Source organism: Sphingobium sp. FG58, assembly GCF_057809055.1.
This window is the reverse complement of the sequence record NZ_JBMDJF010000004.1, coordinates 247,759-268,356: the sequence shown is the minus strand read 5'-3', so window position 1 is coordinate 268,356 and position 20,598 is coordinate 247,759. Positions and strand designations below refer to the sequence as shown.

At 63.0% G+C, this 20,598-nt stretch carries 16 protein-coding genes; 4 read left to right on the top strand and 12 right to left on the bottom strand.

The features are described 5' to 3' along the window. Positions 1–39 precede the first annotated feature (39 nt). Positions 40–1,047 (bottom strand): Ldh family oxidoreductase, encoded by a 1,008-nt coding sequence (locus ACODR8_RS07795; protein ID WP_489006705.1) that lies wholly within the window; start codon positions 1,045–1,047, stop codon positions 40–42. A 107-nt stretch (positions 1,048–1,154) separates the two neighbouring features. Between ACODR8_RS07795 and speB the strand changes: the two genes are divergently transcribed. Both speB and ACODR8_RS07785 read left to right on the top strand, forming a co-directional pair. Then, a complete protein-coding gene (gene speB / locus ACODR8_RS07790; RefSeq protein ID WP_489006704.1) occupies positions 1,155–2,198 on the top strand; it encodes an agmatinase in 1,044 nt (347 codons plus the stop codon). Beyond that, the gene (locus ACODR8_RS07785) at positions 2,195–3,622 is read left to right on the top strand and encodes an APC family permease (protein WP_489006703.1); all 1,428 of its coding nucleotides are present in this window, start codon (positions 2,195–2,197) and stop codon (positions 3,620–3,622) included. The genes speB and ACODR8_RS07785 overlap by 4 nt, the downstream gene beginning before the upstream one ends. On the opposite strand, the gene ACODR8_RS07780 is transcribed toward ACODR8_RS07785, so the two are convergent. Further along, on the bottom strand, positions 3,610–5,640 hold the full coding sequence (locus ACODR8_RS07780; protein WP_489006702.1) for a tetratricopeptide repeat-containing sulfotransferase family protein: 2,031 nt from the start codon (positions 5,638–5,640) through the stop codon (positions 3,610–3,612). The genes ACODR8_RS07785 and ACODR8_RS07780 overlap by 13 nt on opposite strands. Positions 5,641–6,009: 369 nt before the next feature. Here ACODR8_RS07780 and ACODR8_RS07775 point away from each other — a divergent pair, with 369 nt between their 5' ends. Further along, positions 6,010–8,742, top strand: coding sequence for a TonB-dependent receptor (locus ACODR8_RS07775; protein WP_489006701.1), 2,733 nt, complete (start codon positions 6,010–6,012; stop codon positions 8,740–8,742). Positions 8,743–8,821: 79 nt separating this feature from the next. Here ACODR8_RS07775 and ACODR8_RS07770 read toward each other — a convergent pair whose 3' ends face one another. The 7 genes from ACODR8_RS07770 to ACODR8_RS07740 all read right to left on the bottom strand — a co-directional run bounded on the left by ACODR8_RS07770 (position 8,822) and on the right by ACODR8_RS07740 (position 13,608). Further along, complete coding sequence (locus tag ACODR8_RS07770) at positions 8,822–9,328, bottom strand: cytochrome C (RefSeq protein WP_489006700.1); 507 nt, start codon at positions 9,326–9,328, stop codon at positions 8,822–8,824. Between the two features lie 281 nt (positions 9,329–9,609). Next, entirely contained in the window at positions 9,610–10,155 is a 546-nt protein-coding gene (locus ACODR8_RS07765) for a methylamine dehydrogenase light chain (protein WP_294135315.1), read from the bottom strand. Between the two features lie 23 nt (positions 10,156–10,178). After that, entirely contained in the window at positions 10,179–10,781 is a 603-nt protein-coding gene (locus tag ACODR8_RS07760; RefSeq protein WP_489006699.1) for a thioredoxin domain-containing protein, read from the bottom strand. 6 nt (positions 10,782–10,787) lie between these two features. Continuing rightward, positions 10,788–11,318: a MauE/DoxX family redox-associated membrane protein gene (locus tag ACODR8_RS07755; protein WP_489006698.1), complete on the bottom strand. Its 531-nt coding sequence runs from the start codon at positions 11,316–11,318 to the stop codon at positions 10,788–10,790. 2 nt (positions 11,319–11,320) lie between these two features. After that, on the bottom strand, positions 11,321–12,496 hold the full coding sequence (locus ACODR8_RS07750) for an amine dehydrogenase large subunit (protein WP_489006697.1): 1,176 nt from the start codon (positions 12,494–12,496) through the stop codon (positions 11,321–11,323). A 174-nt stretch (positions 12,497–12,670) separates the two neighbouring features. Beyond that, positions 12,671–13,324 carry a TetR/AcrR family transcriptional regulator gene (locus ACODR8_RS07745; protein ID WP_489006696.1) on the bottom strand — a complete coding sequence of 218 codons (654 nt, stop codon included), beginning with the start codon at positions 13,322–13,324 and terminating at the stop codon, positions 12,671–12,673. 53 nt (positions 13,325–13,377) lie between these two features. Then, positions 13,378–13,608, bottom strand: a complete 231-nt coding sequence (locus ACODR8_RS07740) for a hypothetical protein (protein WP_489006695.1) — start codon at positions 13,606–13,608, stop codon at positions 13,378–13,380. Between the two features lie 128 nt (positions 13,609–13,736). On the opposite strand from ACODR8_RS07740, the gene ACODR8_RS07735 reads away from it, so the two are divergent. Beyond that, positions 13,737–14,912 (top strand): FAS1-like dehydratase domain-containing protein, encoded by a 1,176-nt coding sequence (locus ACODR8_RS07735; protein ID WP_119748410.1) that lies wholly within the window; start codon positions 13,737–13,739, stop codon positions 14,910–14,912. Between the two features lie 24 nt (positions 14,913–14,936). Here the strand turns inward: ACODR8_RS07735 and ACODR8_RS07730 are convergent, their stop codons facing one another. From ACODR8_RS07730 to ACODR8_RS07720, 3 genes are read right to left on the bottom strand one after another with little or no spacing between them, the layout of a single operon-like run. After that, positions 14,937–16,292 (bottom strand): efflux transporter outer membrane subunit, encoded by a 1,356-nt coding sequence (locus ACODR8_RS07730; protein ID WP_489006694.1) that lies wholly within the window; start codon positions 16,290–16,292, stop codon positions 14,937–14,939. Continuing rightward, entirely contained in the window at positions 16,289–19,450 is a 3,162-nt protein-coding gene (locus ACODR8_RS07725; protein ID WP_489006693.1) for an efflux RND transporter permease subunit, read from the bottom strand. Before ACODR8_RS07725 ends, ACODR8_RS07730 begins: the two co-directional genes overlap by 4 nt. A 10-nt stretch (positions 19,451–19,460) precedes the next feature. After that, positions 19,461–20,588 carry an efflux RND transporter periplasmic adaptor subunit gene (locus ACODR8_RS07720; protein WP_489006692.1) on the bottom strand — a complete coding sequence of 376 codons (1,128 nt, stop codon included), beginning with the start codon at positions 20,586–20,588 and terminating at the stop codon, positions 19,461–19,463. Positions 20,589–20,598 lie beyond the last annotated feature (10 nt).

The window sequence follows — 20,598 nt, the reverse complement described above, 5'->3', positions numbered from 1 at the left end:
TCGCTCGAAACGAACGGGCCAAGGTGAGTTTGTCGCTCTCTATGCCGTGGTCAGCGCCTCCAACTGGCGCAGCATGTCCGCGCTGACCGGGATGCCCTCACGCATGGCCTTTTCACGCCCGGCGAAGCGGCGGTCGCCGGGCATACGCGCCTGCCCGGCATCGTGGAGTGCCGTGACCATTTGCTCCACCCGGTTGGCAAACCCCACCGCCGATCCGCCCCGGCTGGGATCGATCAGGATCAGGCACTCGCCAGTACAGGGCGTCTGCGCGCCGGGATGGGCGGACCAGTCCACCTCCGCCGAAAACAACCCGCCGGTCAGCGCGGCGGCCATGATTTCGATCATCAGCGCAATGGCTGCGCCCTTATGCCCGCCAAAGGGGAGAAGCGCGCCGCTGTCCAGCACGGCATGGGGATCGCGCGTGGGCTGCCCCGCCGCATCGACGCCAGCATCGGCGGGTAACATATGGCCATCGCGCGCGGCGATTTGCACGTCGCCATGGGCCAGCACGCTGACTGCCTGATCGAACACGACAATGCGCCCGTCGGCACGCGGCGCGGCGAAGGCCAGCGGGTTGGTGCCATAGACCGGGTGCCGCGCGCCGGGCGGCGCGACATAGGCCATGCTGTTGACCATGGCGATGGCGACCAGCCCCTGTAGAGCGAACGGCTCGACATCGGGCCACAGCGCGGCGAAATGGTGCGAGCGCCGGATGGCGACGACGCAGGCGCCGGTCGCGCGCGCCTTGTCGATCGCCAGTTGCATGGCGGCAGCCAGGGCGGGCTGGGCAAAGCCGTTGGCGGCATCCACCCGCAGGAAAGACGCGCCACCATCCTCCAGCCGGGGCTGCGCCCGCCCATCGACCCAGCCGCTGCGCAGGGTGGAGACATAGCCCGCCATGCGGAACAGGCCATGGCTCATTGCGCCGTCGCGCTCGGCACTGGCGCAATTGCGGGCCAATATGTCGGCCACCGCGTTGGACGTGCCATTGGCCAGAAAGATGCGGCGGAGCAGCGCGACCAGCGCGTCGAAATCCATATGGGTCATGGCACTACCCTTTCCTGCTTTGCATCGGGGCGCAACGCCTCGTGCGTGCGAAGCCATACGTTCTTTGCCCCATTGCCGCCCTTTCGCCGCCGTCCAGACTGGACGCCATGCCCGACGAACCGATCGACCTCGACGACCTTCGCCGCCTTTATGCCGGTGGCGGCGGGGCCGACATTCACGATCCACATTTTCGCGAGATTGCGGGGCTTCAGTTCAAGAGTGGGGACAAAAGGCGCTGGCCCTTTGCCGAGCCTTCGACGCTGCTCGATGCGCCCTATATCGCGGGCGGGCTGACAGCGGAGACGCTCGATACACTGGACGTGGCGCTGATCGGCGTGCCGATGGACCTGGGCGTCACCAATCGACCCGGCGCACGCTATGGCCCGCGCGCCGTCCGCGCGATCGATCGCATCGGTCCCTATGAACATGCGCTGCGGGTCGCGCCGATGAACCATCTGACAGTCGCCGATGTCGGTGATGTGGCGATGCAGAGCCGCTATGATCTGGCGCTATGCCATGCCGATATAGAGGCCTGCTACGCGATGATCGGCGCAACCAGAGCGATCCCGCTGTCGGTCGGCGGCGACCATAGCATCACCGGGTCGATCATGAAGGGGCTGGCGGCGACGCGCGGGCCGATGGGCATGGTCCATTTCGATGCCCATTGCGATACGGGCGGCATCTATGAAGGCTCCAAATTCCACCATGGCGCGCCCTTCCGCGAAGCGGTGCTGGCAGGGGTATTGGACCCGAAACGATCGATCCAGATCGGCATCAGGGGCGGCGCGGAATATCTGTGGGAATTTTCCTATGCCAGCGGCATGACGGTCATCCATGCCGAAGATGTCGCGACCATGGGCATGGACGCGGTGGTGGCCAAGGCGCTGGAGGTGGTCGGCAATGGCCCCACCTATGTAACTTTCGATGTCGACGGCCTCGACCCGGTATTCGCACCCGGCACCGGCACCCCCGAAGTGGGCGGGTTGTCCACGCGGGAGGCATTGCAGCTGCTGCGCGGGCTGGCCGGTATCGACATTATCGGCGGCGATGTGGTGGAAGTTGCGCCCGAATATGATCCCGGCACGGTGACGGCGCAGGCCGCCGCGCAAATGCTGTTTCAATTGCTCTGCCTGGTGCATCTGCGCCGATGAGCGAGACCGGCGTCCCACCCGAACCGGCGTTGCGGCGCGGCGTTACTGGCCCCGGTTTCTTTGCCCTCGCCTTCGGCACCATCGTCGGGTCGGCATGGATGGTGTTGATGGGCGAGTGGGTGACGCCCGCCGGGCCGGGCGGCGCGGTGCTGGCCTTCCTGGGCATGACGCTGCTGATGGTGCCGGTCGCCGCCGCCTATGCCGAGTTGGTTGCGCGAGTGCCGCGCGCCGGGGCCGAGTTCGTCTTTGTCGAAAAGGCGTTCGGTCCGTGGCCGGGCTTTGTCACCGGCTGGTTCCTGACCCTCTACTTTGTCGGCATCTGCGCCTTTGAAGGACTGGCTTTGTCCTGGTTCCTCGAAAATCTGGTGTCGGCGATGGCCGGGTGGCCGCCGCTCTACAGCTTTCTGGGCAAGTCGATCACGGCGCTGGACCTGGGTATCGGGCTGACGGGGGCGGTCGTCATGACGCTGCTCAATGCGGCGGGGGCAAAGGTCGCGGTGGGTTTTCAAAAGCTGGTGACCTTCGCCTTTCTGGGCGCATCGGCGCTGCTGGTGGTGATCGGTTTTGTCCAGGGTGATCCCGCCAACTGGCAGCCCCTGTTCGAGCCTGCCCATAGTGGTAGTTTTGCAGGCGGCATGTTCGTGATGCTGGGCGTGGCGGGCATGTGGCTGTCGGGATTCCAGACGGCAGCGTCCGCCGTCGAGGAACGTGCGCCCGGCACCAGCTTCCACACGGTGGCAAAGGCGATGATGCTGGCAGTGGTGGTCGCGGCGATCTTCTACAGCCTCATCATCATCGCGTCTGCCTCGCTCATCCCCTGGCGTGCGCTGACGTCGGGCGCGCTGCCGGTCGCGGCGGCGTTCGACCATGCGCTGGCCGGAGGCATCGCGACCAAGGGCATTTTGCTGGTCGCGATGGCGTCGCTGCTCAAAACCTGGAACGCGATGCATTTGTCGGCGACGCGGGTCATCTTGGCGCAGGCACGCGCGGGTTTCCTGCCTGCGGGGCTTGCCCATGTCGATGCCAAGAGCGGCGCACCCCGGCGCGCGGCGTTGCTGGTCGGTGGATGGACCTGCCTTGGCGTGCTGGCCGGACGCGGCGCGATCAGCCCGATCATCGCGATGGGGACGATCTGCACCACGGCGATCGCGGCGGTCGCGCTATTTGCGCTGATACGGTTGCGCGCGGTCGATAGGGGTGAGACCAGCCCCGCCTTCATTCTGCCGGGCGGGCAGGGGCTGCTCTTGCCCGTCGCGATCGGCGCGACGATCGTGGCAAGTGCAGCGATCATCGCGCCCTTTGGCATGGCGACGGGCATACCACTGGAAATCTGGCTGATGCTGGGCTGGCTCGTGCTGGGCATAGCGCTGGTGATGGGGCAACGGCTCTGGCACCCGTCGCCAGCGTCGCTTCAGGCCGGATAGGCTGCGATCACCGGTCCCAATGCCTGTTCCAGCGGACCGAGCCATGGCGCAAAATGCCGCCAATGATCGACGCCGTCGGTGAAGATCGGCTGGCGCACCTGTTCCGAACTGGCGGTGCGCACCGCCCGCTCTGTTCGCCAGAAGGCAAGGCAGGCTTCCTCGAACGGCAAGCCTAGATAATCCAGCAGCCGCGCGACTTCGCCCAGTGTGTCGGCGACCATATGTTCATAATGGACGCGGTGGACATGACCGGGCGCAGCAGCGTCGAACGCCGTCATCAGCGCAACATAATCGCTATAATAGCGGCCGATCTCGCTTAGGTCATAAGTGAACGCCTGACCACGCGCGAAATGCTGTTTCCAGCCTGAAAAGCAGCAGCCCATCGGATGACGCCGCGCGTCGATGATCTTCGCGTTGGGCAGGATCAGCCGGATCAGCCCGACATGCTGCCAATTATTGGGCATTTTGTCGATGAAGTGGGGCCGGTCGCTCTGGCGGTGGACGCGGGTGCGATCGACATATTCCTCGCCCAGTCTTTGCCGGTCGGCGGGCGTAAGCGACGCGATCATCGTCGCGAAATCGGAAAATTCACCTTCGTCGACGCGCGATTGCAGGCGGCTGGCGATGATCATCATCTCCGGCAATTCCATCGTCCCTTCGACCTTGCTGTGGCTGGAGAGGATTTGTTCGACCAATGTGGAGCCTGACCGTGGCAGTCCGACGATGAAGATCGGGTCGGGCGCAGGGCAGCCGCCCTCCCCGCAATTTGCGATAAAGGCGCTGGTAAAGCAGTCGGCGGCTGCCCTCACTTCTGCGGCAAATTCATCGGCGTCATAGGATAGCAAAGTGCGGCGCTGGCGGTTGCCGCGATCATAATGGCCAAAGGATGCGGCATAATCGCGCGCATCCTCCAGCGCCTTGCCCAGCGAGAAATGGAGGTGGAAAATATCCTCGCCTTTCGTCGCTGCGTCTGGCGCCAGCGTCGTCAGCGCTTGCTCCATCGCCGCAATATCCTGCGCGTCGAGCTTCACCGTCTTGAGATTGGCAAGGCTCCACCAGGCTTCGCCCATGGTCGGTTGATAATAGACTGCCTGACGATAGGCGTGGATGGCGTCGGCCTGTCGCCCCAGCGTCTTGAGCGCATGGCCCAGATTCTGCCACAGCTGTGGCTGGTCGGGCTTTTGTGCCAGCAATCCTTCGTAAATGGCCGCTGCCTGCGCCTGATCGCCCAGCCGCACCAGCACCGACGCCCGCAGCAGCGCATAGCCCGGATTGTCGAGCGGCGATTGCGCCAATATCTCGGCATGGGCAAGCGCGTCGGTCAGGCGGTTATTCTGGAGTAGCAGGCGGATCAGGAAATCGCGCGCGAGATCGAAACCGGGTGCGGTGGCGACCGCGCGTTCGACCAGCGTCAGCGCCGCACTCATATCCCCCCGCCGCCAATATATTTCGCCCAGCAACCGGGTGGCGGTCGGATCGTCGGGCAGCCGGGCGAGTCGCGTATCAAGGATCGTCGCTGCATCCTCCAGACGACCCTCATTCATCGCCATCGCCGCTTCGAGCAGGTCGCGATCGCGCGAGGAGGCATGGATGCCCGACAGGTCGGCGCGCCACGCATGGTCGGTGCGGCCGACCTTCCGCAATTCGCCCGCCAGCAGGAACCAGCCGCTTGCCACGCCGGGTTGCTGCCGGGTCAGGCTTTCCAGCGCCGCGATGGCTTGCGCGCTGTCGCCCGTTTCGCTGGCGGCCTGCGCCAGTTCCCAGAGCAACGCAGGCACGTTCGGCTGGCGACGGGCAAGCGCGGCTAGACGTGACAGGGCGGTTTCGGGCTGGCCCAGCCGACGCAACGCCTGGGCCGCCAGCAGCTCTGCGGGCGGCAGTCCGGGGGCTTGTTTCAGTATCGCTTCTGCCTGCGCCAGCGCCTCCGCCGGCTGCGCATCCAGCAGGGTGGCAGCATGGCCAAGCGCCTCCTTGAGCGCAAGGGAGGGGGGGGTGGCAGGGCGCGAGGCAGCTTCCATGGCGGGTTTTGCTTCCTTTCTCGTCTGCACAATGAACAGGATATTGCAGTTGCGCAACAACAGGAGCGATTGAAGCGCAGGAACAGCAAAATTAGGCTGTTGACTCCTGCAATCGTTACAGCATTATCAAAGTTGGACAAACGTACGAAATGACGAAAGTCCAAGGGGAATAGTGGTAAATTGTGATGCCGTGCCGTTGTACGGCAGGTCTGGAGGCGTGCGCCGTTTCCGGTCGCGGGGCTGTTTTGCCCTTGCGAAATGCAGGCTGCGACGCGCCGTGTGACAATGTGCTGCAATGCGTCATAATCACGCGGGGAAACCGCGATTTGGGAGAGTGGAGGGCATCTTTTCAAGGGGGAGTCCAACACCATGAAGATTCAGTCTCGCCGCGCCAAGCAATTTGTAAAGATATTGGGGGTGACAACCATATTGGCCGGGCTGGGCGCTACGGGCATGGCGCGCGCCGCCGATGCCGTTGCTGATCCCACTGCCGATCCGGCCATGGCTCTACCAGCCGAAGAGGCGGGCGGAGGTCTCACTGAAATCGTCGTCACCGCGACGCGCAGCGCGCAGAGCATCCAGAAGGTGCCGATCTCCATGCAGGCGCTGGGCGCCGAGACGCTGGCGGAACGGCAGGTGAAAGGCTTGAGCGATTTCGCCGCGCTGTTGCCGTCTGTCTCGTTCGAGGGGATCGGGCCGGGCCGCAACACCGCCTTTTTTCGCGGCATCGTGCCAGCGGGTGGCGCCTATGCCTCGGTCGGCTATTATCTCAACGACATTCCGATCACCGGCACCGAAGTGCCTGATATCCATGCTTATGATCTGGAGCGGGTCGAGGCGCTGGCCGGGCCGCAAGGCACGCTTTATGGCGCGGGATCGCTGGCCGGCACCATCCGCATCATTACCAACAAGCCCAATATGGACAAGTTCGAGTTCGGTTACGATGTCGAGGCCAATAAATATGGCAAGGGCGACTTTGGCGGTCAGCTCGAATCCTACATCAACGTGCCGTTGAGCGACACGCTGGCGGTCCGCGCCATGGGCTATTATCGGCGCGATGGCGGCTATATCGACAATACGCCCAATAATGGCCTGCTCAACAATGGCGCGCCAGCGGTTTACACGCTGGGTGACAATAATCCTGCCACCTTCTTCAACCTCGACAATTCCGATATCGCCAAGGATGATTATAATACGATCAAGGAATTTGGCGGTCGCGTGCAACTTCTATGGGAACCGGTCGATGGCTGGTCGGTCGCGCCGGAAATCACCGCGCAAAAGCAGGTTGCCAACGGCTATTTCGGTTTCGATCACCGCGTCGGCGATCTGGAAGTGCATGATTATGACCAGACCAAAAATGACGATCGCTGGTATCAGGCGGCGCTCAGCATCCATGGCCATATCGGCGACTGGGATTTGGTTTCCGCCACCGGTTTCTTCAAACGGCGGACCCGCACACTCAACGATTATACTTATTACACCGTCACCTATGACGGCTTCGGGCCAGGCTATGAAAGCTATCTGCAATTTTTCGACAATTGCACCGGGTCAGGCGCTGCGCAGAAATGTTCGCTGATCGACCCGACGCAATTCTATCATGCTGATACCCACCGCAACAAATTCACACAGGAATTGCGCCTGTCGACGCCCAAGGACTGGCCGTTCGACGTTACGATCGGCGGCTTCTACCAGCGGCAGAAGAACAAGACGAACACCTATTATTCCATTCGCGGGCTGGACACGATCACCGGCTATACCCAGACTGGCGGCGGCGATGTGCCGGGTGGCCTGATCGGCGTGCCGGCCATGTACGGGATTGATTATGATGAGGATGGCAACCCCTTCTTCGACACCGGCAACGTCATCAACCCCAACGGCAATCCGCTTGGCACGATGCTGCTGGGGACACAGGCGGTAAAGGGCGATGGCTTCTATATCACGGAGCAGAACCAGCTTTATCATGACAAGGCGATCTTCGCCGAAGGCCATTACAACATCACGCCGACATTGAAGCTGACCGGCGGCATCCGCTATTTCTGGACCGATTATGCGGTGAAGGGCTTTGCCGGTGTCGCGGGATCTGCGGCCAATACTGTCACGTCGGTTTTTGTCCCGACCGGGGAAATGGGCTGCCCCACACCGCTTCCGGCCGAGCGCCTGCAATGCCTCAACACCAATTTCCGCGCGCCCGACCAGACCGGGCGATACAAGGAAAAGGGCGAGACGCATAAGGTGGCGCTCGACTGGCAGTTCCAGCCCGACAAGATGGTCTATTTCAACTATTCCACCGGTTTCCGCCCCGGCGGGTTCAACCGCCCGCTGCGCATCCGTAACTTCGGCCCGGTCGATGTCGCCCCGTTCAAGTCCGAAACGCTCACCAATTTCGAGCTGGGCGTCAAAACGACCTGGAACAATATCTTCCGCTTCAATGCGGCGGTCTATTATGAGAAATGGAATAATATCCAATATGGTGTCGTCGTGTCGGGCGCGCAGGGTGCGGGCATGACCGGCAATGCGGGCAAGGCGGTGGTCAAGGGTGTCGAATATGATGCCGACCTGAAGCTGGGCAAGGTGACGATCTCGACCTCCGGCGCTTATAATGACGGCAAATTGAAGGGCAATTTCTGCAACTTCGCGCTGGACCGTGACACCTCGTCCATTTCCCAACTGTCCAGCTGTACGCTGGGTGAGGATGTGCCGGAATCCAGTCCGCCAACACCGCAGGTCGCTGCCGCAAACGGCACCCGCCTGCCGCGCCAACCCAAGTTCAAGGGCACGACCTCAATCCGCTACGACACCTATCTGGGTGACTATAGCGCTTATGTGCAGGGCGCAGCACTCTACCAGACCGGGGCGACGCAGGATTTGAACGTCGATAATAATGCGCTGCTCGGCAACACGAAGGGCTTTGTCAGCTTCGACTTTTCCGGGGGCGTCAAGAAGGACAATTGGAGCCTCACGCTGTTCATCCAGAACGCTTTTGACAAGCGCGGTCAGCTGACCAAAAATACCTTCTGTTCGATCGACTTCTGTTCCGGCTCGTCGCGCACCTTCACCATCAAGCCGCAATTTTTCGGCATCCGCTTCGGCCAGAAATTCTAACGGGCGAGGCACCAACATGAAAATGCCGCCGGGTCAGCGATCCGGCGGCATTGTTTTACCCATTTGGTTTTAGAACTGTCTATTTCTGCCCTGGATAAAGCAGCCGCATGGTCACCGGCGCGCCGCATTGACGGATCGCAACCTCGACATAGCGGGCGCGTTCGGCCTTGAGCGAAGCGGACGTCAGGGCGAATTTTCGCTCATGCGCGACCTCTTGCGCCGTGAACGGCTTTGAACCCTTGGGGACACTCGCCCCACCCAGGCCAAAGACCATATAATTGACCAGATCGGCGAGCTGTTGATTGTCTCTAATCCGGCTATGCGCGACATTGGGCAGGCGGATGAGATAGGCACGCGACTGTGGCGTACACATGAACCAGCCGACCCGCCCGCGCAGTTCGGGCAATTGCGCGGGCGCGGCGCTACCCTGTATGCCATGGCAGCCGCCGCAATGTTCGGCATAATCGGTCCGCGCCATATCCGGGTCGGTAATCGCGGCGGGCAGCACACCCAAAGGCGGCAGCGCGGCGCGGCCAATGCCGACCGCGCCGATCAGGAGCAGGGAGCCGAATAATAGCCTGCGCATCGCAATAAAGCCCTAGGGTGCAGACGCATGAATTGCGAGGATCGAGACAGGATTGTCCGGGATTCTGTGGGAGGAGAAGCGCGAAGAGCGGGCAAGATTGCCCGGTCGAGGGCTTCGACGTGCCACAGGACCCGGACAATCCTGCCCCGGAGGGGTGGGACGAAAATGACCGGTGGAGCGGTCGAACGCTCGCAAGATAGTCCCGCTATCTCGCAGCGCGCTCTCCCTCCCAACAACTATTTTCGTCTCCATCTCGACCTCGCAATTTATGGGTCTGCACCCTAGCTGGCGGACCCCACCAGCACCGCGGTCGAACAATGATATTCCATGCTGGTCGTGCCGAAACACCAGATCACGTCATTATTAAGCTGGGGCATGTAGAGCTGGGTTTCGCGGTCGGTATTGTCGCAACCGCACTGGCCGCAGGCTGGTTTGCCGCAACAGTCGCGATAGGCGATCAGATAGGCTTTGCCATCGTCCGGGTTGATGCAGGTGCCGACCCAGGAAACAGGCGATGGCTCGGCGCCGGGCGGGCAGCTATGGATACCGCCGCCGCAGCAGGTGCAAAGCGCACCGTCAATGGCGCAATAGCGCCAATAATCGCATTTGGTGTCATCCTTGGTCTGGGCGTTGCGCGCAAAGCCCGTCTTGCCCTCCGGCGACCGGTCAGGCTTGGCCGCTTCGGCGCGGCTGACCGGCAAGAGCGGGAAGGCGGGCGCCGCCACCAGCGCTGCCCCCAGCCGCGAGAGCATCGAACGGCGCGATGTGCCGCCAGCCAGCTTGCGCAACAGGCGTTCCCCCATGGCGTCGGCGTCAAATTTCTTCATGTCACTGACCCCCTATATGCCGTTCAGGCTGCCTGCGCCTTTAACGATCCGATATAATCCTGCACGGTCTTGATCCCCATTTCATGGGCCACGACCAGGCTTTCGAGATGTTCGCGGCTGTTGACCAGGCCCTTGGACAGGATCGTCCCTTCCGCGTCGAGCAGCACGGCATAGGGCAGCTTGGCGACGCCAAAGGCCTGGCCGACTTCGGGACCATTGACGAAGGGATAGGCTTCCAGCCCGTGCTGCGCGATCATCGCGCGCTGGGCGGTGGCGTCATCATCGCCGATGAAGCTGAGCGCAACCCGCTCGTCGCGGGCGAAGGATTTGGCCATCGGAATGATCGACTTGCAAAGCGGGCATTGCGCCGACACGAACATCAGCAGGCGCAGCGGCACGTCATGCGCATGGCCGCCGATCGTTACCGGTGCGCCGTCCAGCAGACGCGCATCGACCTTGACCGTGGCGTCGCCGACCGCCGGGCCACCGCTGGTGGTCAGCGCTCCGGCGGGCGCAACCCGAATGTGCAGCACCCCGACCTGCCGCGCGAGCGCCAGCAGCGCCACGCCAAGGCCCAGGATCACGATCCATGACAGGATCTGCGAGAGAATGAGCGATGTCATCATGAATGCTTATCTCCGGTAGGCGGCGGGCGACGCGACCAGCGCGCCGATGGAATTGCAGAGCAGATAGCCCAGATAGAGCGCGATACCGCCGACCATGGCCGTGCCGATATCCATTACGCCGAGCGGTGCCGCGGGCCACAGGCGCGGCACCAGCAGCAGGGCCAGTACGGCATTGCGGGCAACCAGCAGCCAGCCGATCGGATGGCGCAGTTGCGACCGGCCACAGCCGCAATCAATCTGGGTGCGACCGCGCCGGATATTGATCGCCATCGCCACCCCGAACAGCGTCAGGAGCAGGACGGCCATCATTGCCGGCAAGGGCGCAATACCCGCGATCAGCGCGCCACCGATCCCGATTTCGGCGATCGGCAGGATTTTCGCGGCAGGCCCAACCAATCCTGCGGGGAGCAGCCGATAATTGGCGATCACACCGGGCAGCAATATGCGATGCCGCAGCTTTTCCAAGCCCGCGATCAGCAGGATCAGGCCAACCCCCACCGATGCGGCCAATCCCATGATCGCCACCCCCAGCGCCATGGTCAGGACGGGTCCGCAACCGTGATGGTGCTGCCCCCGGCTTTTTCGATCTTATGCTTTTCCTCGCCGGTCGCGACATCGATGACGATCGCGCTGCCCTCTTCGCCGTTCATGAACAGCAGCGGCTTGTCGGTCTGCGACACTTCGATATTGTTCATCGGCTCCTTGAGCGCGCGGCGCTTGACGACCTTTTGCGTGGCCAGGTCAACTTCCCACACTTCGGTGCCGGACGCCTTGTGCGACCAATATTCGCCCATATGCATCAAGACGAACAGATGGCCAGACGGGCGATGGAGCGCCATGGGCTGGCGACCGCCCGGATACCAGTTCAGCTCCAGCGGCTTGGTTTCACCCGGACGAATACCCGCCGCCGCCTGGATCGAGAAAGGCGCGGAAATGGTCGGCGTCGCGCCCAGCTTGGCCTGATAAATCTGGCCGGTATAGGTCAGAAAGGTCGTTTCCTTCTTGCGCTTGTCATAGGTGAAATTGTCGAAGATCGGATCATCGGTGGCCGAAAAGAAGGGCGCGCTATGGCTGATGTCCGCCTTGGTCCCCTTGATCGCCACGGTGGCGAGCGAACCATCCGAACAAAGCGCGGAAAAGCCAACGCCCGGATTGGGCATCAGGCTGGCGCAGCCGGGCAGTTCCACCGCAGTCACGAACTTGCGCTTGACCAGATCGACGATATTCACCCCGGATACGGGACTGAAATCATAGACATAGGCGGTCTTGCCATCGTCGCTGACGATGAAGTTATTTTTGCGCGACCCGATCAAGATGCGGCCGGGCAGGGGGACTTCGGTGATCAGGTTCAATGTCTGGCTGTCATAGACCGACACCATGTCCTGCCGCGTGCCGCGATCGCCCTTCGACCAGATGGTTTCGGCGACATAATAAAATTTGCCCGCCGGATCGATCGCGAAATCGGCCAGGCGGCGGGTTTCGACCATGCCCTTCATCTTGCCGGTTTCGCCGTCGAAGATGCTGGTGCCGGGCATGTCCCATCCGCCATCGACAAAGAACCAGGTCGGTTTGGGCGGGGTGATGGTCAGGACGTCGGACGTCTCCATTTCCAGCACCGCGCCGGTATCGGCGGGCGCGGCCTGAGCCGGGCTGGCAAGCAGCGCCCAACCCAATGCAGCGGCGGCGAACAATCCCCTGGCGGCGGTCCTCGGCATCTGGCGTGATCCCCCTTGATCGTGCGGACGGACAGATGGACTCAACGGGCCACATATCAGCGTCTGCGCAAAGATTGGACAGCTGTCCGATATTGGTCAAGCGCTTTGGCGGGCGGGACGGAAATATATTTTGCGATGCAACAATGCGGGGTAAAACCGAATTATCGGCTGACCTTACGCGGCCTGCGCCATCAAGCCTGCAAGGTCGCGCGACGTCACCGTTTTGGCAAGCTGAACCAATGACGTAGCGGCAATCGCGGTGAAAGCCGGCATCTTGTGCGCCCAGGGCTTGCCATGGCCCAGAAATGGCGTCGATCCTTCCATCGACGCGCTGATGAACAAAGCGACGCTATGCACTTCGTCGGCGGTCAGCGCCGGATTAAGCTCAGCCACATATTCGCCGATGGCGCCATGCACCCGCTCGTAAAAGGCGCGAACCCGATCGGCGACGAAATCGCTATGATTGGCCAGCGCCCATAATTCGGTGAACAAATGGGTGGTGCGCTTGGTCTGTATATCGTCCAGGCACAGGATGATGACGCGCCTCAGCCGCTCTTCGGCGGTCAGGCCGGGTTTGCGCACCGTCTGGTCCATCATCGCGCCATAGGAATCGACCAGTTCGTCCAGCATCACCTGGATCAGCATTTCCTTGCGCGGGAAATGATAGCTGACATTGCCGACCTTCATGTCGCAGCGCGCGGCGATGCGACGCAGGGTGAACGCATCGGACCCTTCGTCGATCAACACCGCCAGCGCGGCTTTCAGGATCTGGTCGACCGTTTCGGTCCCGCGTGCATAGATGCCGGGACGGGAGGGTGAGAATATCATGTCACTATCTGCCTTGCACCGCTCCTACCATCCATTGGGTCGGGCCGCCACCCTTAGCCGCCATTTCGGGGCAAAGAGGCGTGGTGGCCGAAATGCCCGAATGACCACACAGCCTCGGTGCGATTCGTCCCATCAGCCAAGAAGGTCGTGTTGGTGAGCAAGCGCGGCGTCAGATTGCTGCGTTTGCCATCGCGATACCATCCAGATGCAAAGATCGGCACGACGATAAAGCCGAAAAATCCGTGCAAATCCGCCGAAAAATCGCCTTGCGGAACGCCAGGCACGGGTCTTGCCCGATCCGCCGCTCTTGGCAGATGCGCCGCGCCCGACTGTTATGCGCGTCCATGCCATGCGCCCCGATGACGGAATGTGCAGGCGACCGCCATGATTGCGTAAGAGAGGCATCTGACCTGTGAGCGAGACCATCTTCGACTGTTCGGACATCGACCAATATCTCGGCAAGCCGATGCAGCCGGCCCGGATGCGCGAACCGATCCACAATAATGACATTCGCCGCTGGGCGCAGGCGATGCATTATCCCAATCTGCTCCACTATGATGCCGACTATGCAGAGGAAAGCCGCTGGGGCAAACTGGTCGCGCCGCAGAGCTTCGCCGTGACGATGGACGATGGCCATGGCGCCGGCCCCGCCTGTGTCGGCAGCATCCCCAATTCGCACCTGTTGTTCGGCGGTGACGAATGGTGGTTCTATGGCCCCCGCATCCAGGGCGGGGATATGGTTCATAATGAGCGGGTACCGTTCGACTATGTCGTCAAGGACACAAAATTTGCTGGCCCCACCTGTTTCCAGCGCGGCGACAATAATTATTACAATCAGAATGGCGAACTGATCGCCAAGCAGCGATCGACCGCGATCCGCTATTCGGCGGAAGCGGGCCGGGAAAAGACATCGGCCGAAGTTGTCGAAAATACCGAGGATCCGGTCTGGACCGACCAGGAGCTGGTCGAAATCCAGGAACGCAAGTTCCGCTGGGTCCAGATGCTGCACGATCTGGGCCATGGCAAACGCTATCTGGAGGATGTCGCCGTGGGCGACGTCCTGCCCGAACGCGTGTTCGGCCCGCACAGCATTGCCAGCTTCACCACCGAATGGCGCGCCTATCTGTTCACCATCTGGGGCGGCACGCACCGGCGGACCGATCTGGACCTCGCCGCGCTGGGCTTTGTCGATGAAATGGCGGGCCATGAAAATGATCCGGTGATGGAGCGGATCAATCCAGAGCTGACCGACGGCGCCTATTTTGGTCCGTCGCGCGGGCATCTCTTCCCGCGCTGGGCGCGCTTCATCGGGATGCCGCGCGCCTATGGCTATGGCGCGTCGATGGGCGCTTGGGTGGTCGATTATCTGTCGGGCTGGGCAGGCGAATGGGGCATGGTGACCCATTCGGTCGCCTCCTATCGCGGCCCCGCCTTCACCGGCGACATCACGATCATGACAGGCACGATCGTCGACAAATTCGTCGATGATGAAGGCCGGGAAGTCGTGCAGGTGGACGTGCGGATGGCCAATCAGTCCGGCACCGTACTGGCAACGGCCAAGGCGGAGGTTCTGCTGCCACGCAAATGACCTGCGACGGCGGGGCTGGCGACCTTATTGGTCGGCAGCGATCACCCGGTAGAGCAGCAGCCGGTTGCTGACGAGCGCGAGATCGGTAGCGATCGCGGTGCGACGCGCGCCGTACAGCGACCGCTGGTTGACCAGCGTGTTCAGGAACGTGTCGATCCCCGACCGGTAGCGCTGTTCCGACAGGTCATAGGCGCGCTGGCTGGCGGTGACAAGCCGACGTTGCGCAGCCTGCTGCGCATCGATCGTGCCGTCCCGCGCCAGCGCGTCGGCGACTTCGCGAAACGCCGTCTGGATCGCCTTCTCATATTGCGCCAGCGCCAGGTCGCGCTGCGCCTTGCTATAGTCCAGATTGCCGCGCGCCGGTCCGCCGAAGATCGGCAGGGTGGCGGACGGGCTCGCCGACCAGGTGAAAGCGTTGCCGGTAAAGAGCGATGACAGAGCGGAACTCGCGACGCCGATCGCCGATGTCAGGCTGATCTTCGGGAACATCGCCACGCGCGCCGCGCCGATATCGGCATTGGCGGCCTTGAGCTGATGCTCGGCCTGCAACACGTCGGGACGCTGGAGCAGCATGTCGGACGACAGACCGGCAGGCACTCTGGCAACGCCTGCGATCAGGCTGTCGAGCGAGGCGGGGAGTAGTGCATCCTCGACTGGTGCGCCGACCAGCAGGTTCAGCGCATTGCGGTCCTGCGCCACCTGCGTCACATTGGCGGCGACGTCGGACGCAGCCTGTTCCACCGTCGTTTGTGCCTGATAGACGTCCAGTCCGCCGCTCAGCCCTGCGCCCTTGAGCGACTGGGTCAGCTTCAGGCTGCGCTGCGCACTGGCCAAAGTCTGTCGCGACACGGCGAGCAATTCCTGATCCGCCGCCAGCGTGGCATAGGCAGTCGCGGTTTCGGCGATCAGGGTGATGCGCGTCGCCCGCGCCCCCTCCTGCGTCGCCAGATAGGTCTCCAGCGCTGCCTCACTGAGGTTACGGACCCGGCCGAACAGGTCGATCTCGAACGCGCTGATGCCGATATCCGCACTATAGCTGTCATTCTGCCGCGTCACATTCGCGCCCGCGTCCCCGCTCAGCGTCGGCAGTTGCGCCGCGCGCTGCACCCGATATTGCGCGCGCGCCGACAGGATGTTGGCAAGGGCTGCGCGCAGATCGCGATTATTGGCCAGCGCCCGCTCGATCACCGTGCGCAGCGCCGGATCGCTCACCAACTGCGTCCATGCCAGCCCCGGCTGCACGCCAGGTTGCGTCGGCGCATAGGCCTCGCCCGTCGGCAACGCCGCAGGCACTGGCGGGGCAGGGCGGACATAGGCCGGGGCCATATTGCACCCCGCCAGCATCAGCGCCGGGATCAGCGGAAGGACGGCGCGGCTCATGCCGGCACTCCTGCGCCGGGCGGTGTCGGTTCCGCCCCAGGGTCCGTCCGCACGGGCCGGTCATTGCCGAACAGCCGGGCGATGGTGACGAAGAAGAGCGGCACATAGAAGATCGCCAGCACCGTCGCCGTCACCATGCCGCCCACCACCGCCGTGCCGATCGCGATGCGGCTCTGCGCGCCCGCGCCGGTAGCGATGGCGAGCGGAATGACGCCCGCGATAAAGGCCAGACTGGTCATCAGGATCGGCCGGAACCGCAGTCGCGCCGCCTCCAGCGCCGACGACAACGCATCCTTGCCCTGCCGGTGCGCCAGTTCGGCAAATTCGACGATCAGGATCGCATTTTTCGCGGCTAGCCCCATGGTGGTGAGCAGCCCGACCTGAAAATAGATATTATTCTCCAGCCCGCGCGCCCACACCGCAATCACCGCGCCGACCAGACCCAGCGGGATCACCAGCAGCACCGCGAACGGGATCGACCAGCTTTCATAGAGCGCCGCCAAACACAGGAACACGATCAGCACCGACAGCGCATAGAGCAACGGCGCCTGCCCGCCCGACAATTGCTCCTGATAGGACAGGCCGCTCCAGGCATAGCTGGTCCCCGTCGGCAGCTGCTTTTGCAACGCCACGATCCGGTCCATCGCCTCGCCGGAACTCGCACCGGGGCCAGCCTGTCCCTGAATCTCATAGGCCGACTGGCCATTGAAGCGCGCAACCGTCGTCGGCCCCATGGTCCAGTGGCTGGTGGCAAAGGCGGAGAAGGGAACCATCTCGCCGGTCGCGCTGGACCGCACCATCCATTTGTCGAGATCGGTCGGCAGCGCGCGATAGGGCGCGTCGGCCTGCATATAGACACGCTTCACCCGCCCGCGATCTACGAAGTCATTGACGTAGCGGCTGCCCCAGGCGGACGTCAGCACATTGTCGACATCGCCCTGGGTCAGCCCCAGCACGGCGAGCTTTTCGGAATCGACATCGACCTTGAGCTGCGGCGTATCCTCCAGCGTGGCGGCGCGCACCCCGGCCAGCATCGGGTCTTTCTGCGCGGCGGCGAGCAGCTGGTTGCGCAGCTCCAGGAAGCGCGCGCGAGACAGCCCCCCGGTGTTGAGCAGTTCGAAGGTAAAGCCGTTGGACTGGCCGAGGCCGCGAATGGCAGGCGGCGTCATCGCCAGCACCCGTGCGTCGCGGATGGCGGCCAGCTGCTTGTTGGCGCGCCCGACAATCGCGTTGGCGCTGTTCACCGCCCCTGGTCGATCGCCCCAGGGCGCCAGATTGATGAAGCCCTGCGCGGTATTTTCGCCTTGCCCGGCAAAACTGAAACCGGTCATCACGAAAGCGAAGGAAATATTGTCCTTCTCGTCACTCAGGAAATAATTTTGCATCTGTTCGACCGCATGGGCGGTCCGGCTGGATTTCGCACCGGCGGGCAGGGTCAGCTGCACCATCACCTGCCCCTGATCCTCGACCGGCAGGAAACTGGTGGGCAGCCGCACGAACAGCAGGATCAGGATGGCCAGGATCACGGCATAACCGCCCCAGAATAAAGTCCGTTTGCCCAGCATCCGCGTGGTGCGGTGGACATAGCCATTGGTCAGTCGTTCAAACCAGCGGTTGAACTTGCCCGACCATCCCTGCGTCCGCCGTTCCTCCGCAATGGGTTTCAGGATCGTGGCGCACAAAGCAGGCGACAGGATCAGCGCCACCAGCACCGACAGCAGCATCGACGACACGATGGTGATCGAAAATTGCCGGTAGATGACCCCGGTCGATCCACCAAAAAAGGCCATCGGCAGCAGAACCGCGGACAGGACGAGCGCGATGCCGACCAGCGCGCTGCCAATCTCCTCCATCGACTTGATCGTCGCCTCGCGCGGCGACAGTCCTTCCTCCTCCATGATGCGCTCGACATTTTCGACCACAACGATGGCGTCGTCCACCAGCAGGCCGATCGACAGCACCATCCCGAACAAGGTCAGCGTATTGATCGAATAGCCAAACAGCGCCAATATGCCGAATGTACCCAGCAGCACCACCGGCACCGCAATCGCCGGGATCAGCGTGGCGCGCCAGCTTTGCAGGAACAGGAACATCACGACGACGACCAGCAGCACTGCCTCGATCAGCGTCTTGATGACCTCCTCGACCGACAATTTGATGAAGGGCGTGGTGTCGCGCGGGAACACGATCTTGTAACCGTCGGGCAGGTTGGTCGAAAGCTCCGCCACCCGCGCCTTGACCATTTCGGCAGTCTTGAGCGCATCGGCCCCCGGTGCCAGCTGCAACGCCATGCCCGAGGCCGGATGGCCGTTCAGCCGCGCGGCGGTGGTATAGCTTTCATTGCCCAGCTCCACCCGCGCCACGTCGGACAGGTGGACGATCGACCCGTCACTCTGCGTCTTGACGATGATATTGCGGAATTGCTCCGGCGTCTGGAGCCGCGCGCGCGCCGTGACCGTGGCGTTGAGCTGCTGCCCGGCAGGCGCGGGATCCGCGCCGATCTGCCCGGCGGACACTTCGACATTCTGCGCCGCGATCGCGCTCTGCACGTCGGACGGCATCAGCTTGACGGCGGCCAGCTTGTAGGGGTCCAGCCAGATCCGCATCGCATATTGCGATCCGAAAATCTGCGACGATCCGATGCCGCTGATCCGCGCGATCGGATCCTGGAAATTATTGACCAGATAGTCGGAAATGTCGGACTGCGACGCCCGGTTGGTCTCGTCATAAATGCCGACCAGCATCAGAAAGTCGGTTTGCGACTTGGTGACGGTCAGCCCCTGCTGCTGCACTGCATTGGGCAGACGGCTCAGCGCCTGCTGCACCTTATTCTGCACCTGCACCTGCGCGGTGTCGGGATCGGTCCCCTTCTCGAACGTCACGGTGATCGATGATCGCCCGGTCGCCGAGGAGGAAGACGAGAAATACATGAGCCCATCGACGCCGGTCAGTTGCTGCTCGATGACCTGGGTGACGCTGGTTTCGACCGTCTCTGCCGACGCGCCCGGATAGGTCGCGTTGATGCCGACCGAAGGCGGCGCAATATCGGGATATTGGGCGATCGGCAGCGACAGCATGGACCCCATGCCCGCGATCATCACGCCGATGGCGATGACCCAGGCGAAAATCGGCCGTTCGATGAAAAAGCGACTGAGCAAGATCCGGTCCCTACTTCTTCGTCGCGATGGTGACGGGCTTCACTGTGTCGTCGGGCTTCACTTTGTCGGTGCCCTCGACGATCAGGCGGTCGCCCGCCTTCAGCCCGTCGGTGATCAGCCATGCGTCGCCGATCGCCTGACCGGCGGTCACGATCCGCCGTTCGACCTTATTATCCTTCGTCACCACCAGCGCGGTCGCATTGCCCTTGGGATCGCGGCTGATCCCCTGTTGCGGGGCCAGGATCGCGCCCGGCACAACCGATTGCGGCGCGACCACGCGCACGAACATGCCGGGCAGCAGCAATCCGTCGGGATTGGGGAAGCGGGCGCGCAGCGTTACGGTGCCGCTGTTGACGTCCACGATCGGCTCGGCAAATTCGATTCGGCCTTCCTGCGGATAGTCGCTGCCATCGTCCAGCTTCAGCCGGATCGTGGCGCTGGCCGGCAGTGTCTTGCCCGCCGCCAGCGACCGGCGCAGTTGCAACAGTTGCGCGCTCGACTGGGTGATATCGACATAGATGGGGTCAAGCTGCTGGATCGTGGTCAGCGGATCGGCCTGACTGGCGGTCACCAGCGCGCCCTGCGTGAACAGGGTGCGCCCTATCCGGCCACTGATCGGCGCGCGGACCAGCGTGAATTGCAGATTGACGTTGCTGGTCGCCAGGGAGGCGCGCGCCTGCTGGACAGCGGCGGCGGCCTGCCGCGCGGTCGCGGTCACATCATCGCGATCCTGCGCGCTGACCGCTTCATTGTCCGACAAGGTAGCATAGCGCCGCGCTTTCGCCTGTGCCGCCGCAGCAGTCGCCTGCGCACTGGCCAGCGCGGCCATCGCCTCGTCGCGGGACGCGCGGTACAGCCGCTGGTCGATCTCATAAAGCGGCTGGCCCGCGCTCACCAGCGATCCTTCGGTGAACAGCCGCTTCTGGATCACACCCGCCACTTGCGGCCGGACTTCCGACATCATAGTGGATACGGTGCGGCCCGGCAATTCGCTGGCCACGGTGACATTGCGCGCCGTCAGCGTCACCACGCCCACCTCGACCGGTCCCTTCTGCGGCGGCGGCTTGTCGCCACAGGCCGCGACGGCCAGGCAAAGCGCCAGCAGGGGCAGGAAGCGGGCAGAGAAAGGCGCTAACATCGTTGGGCAG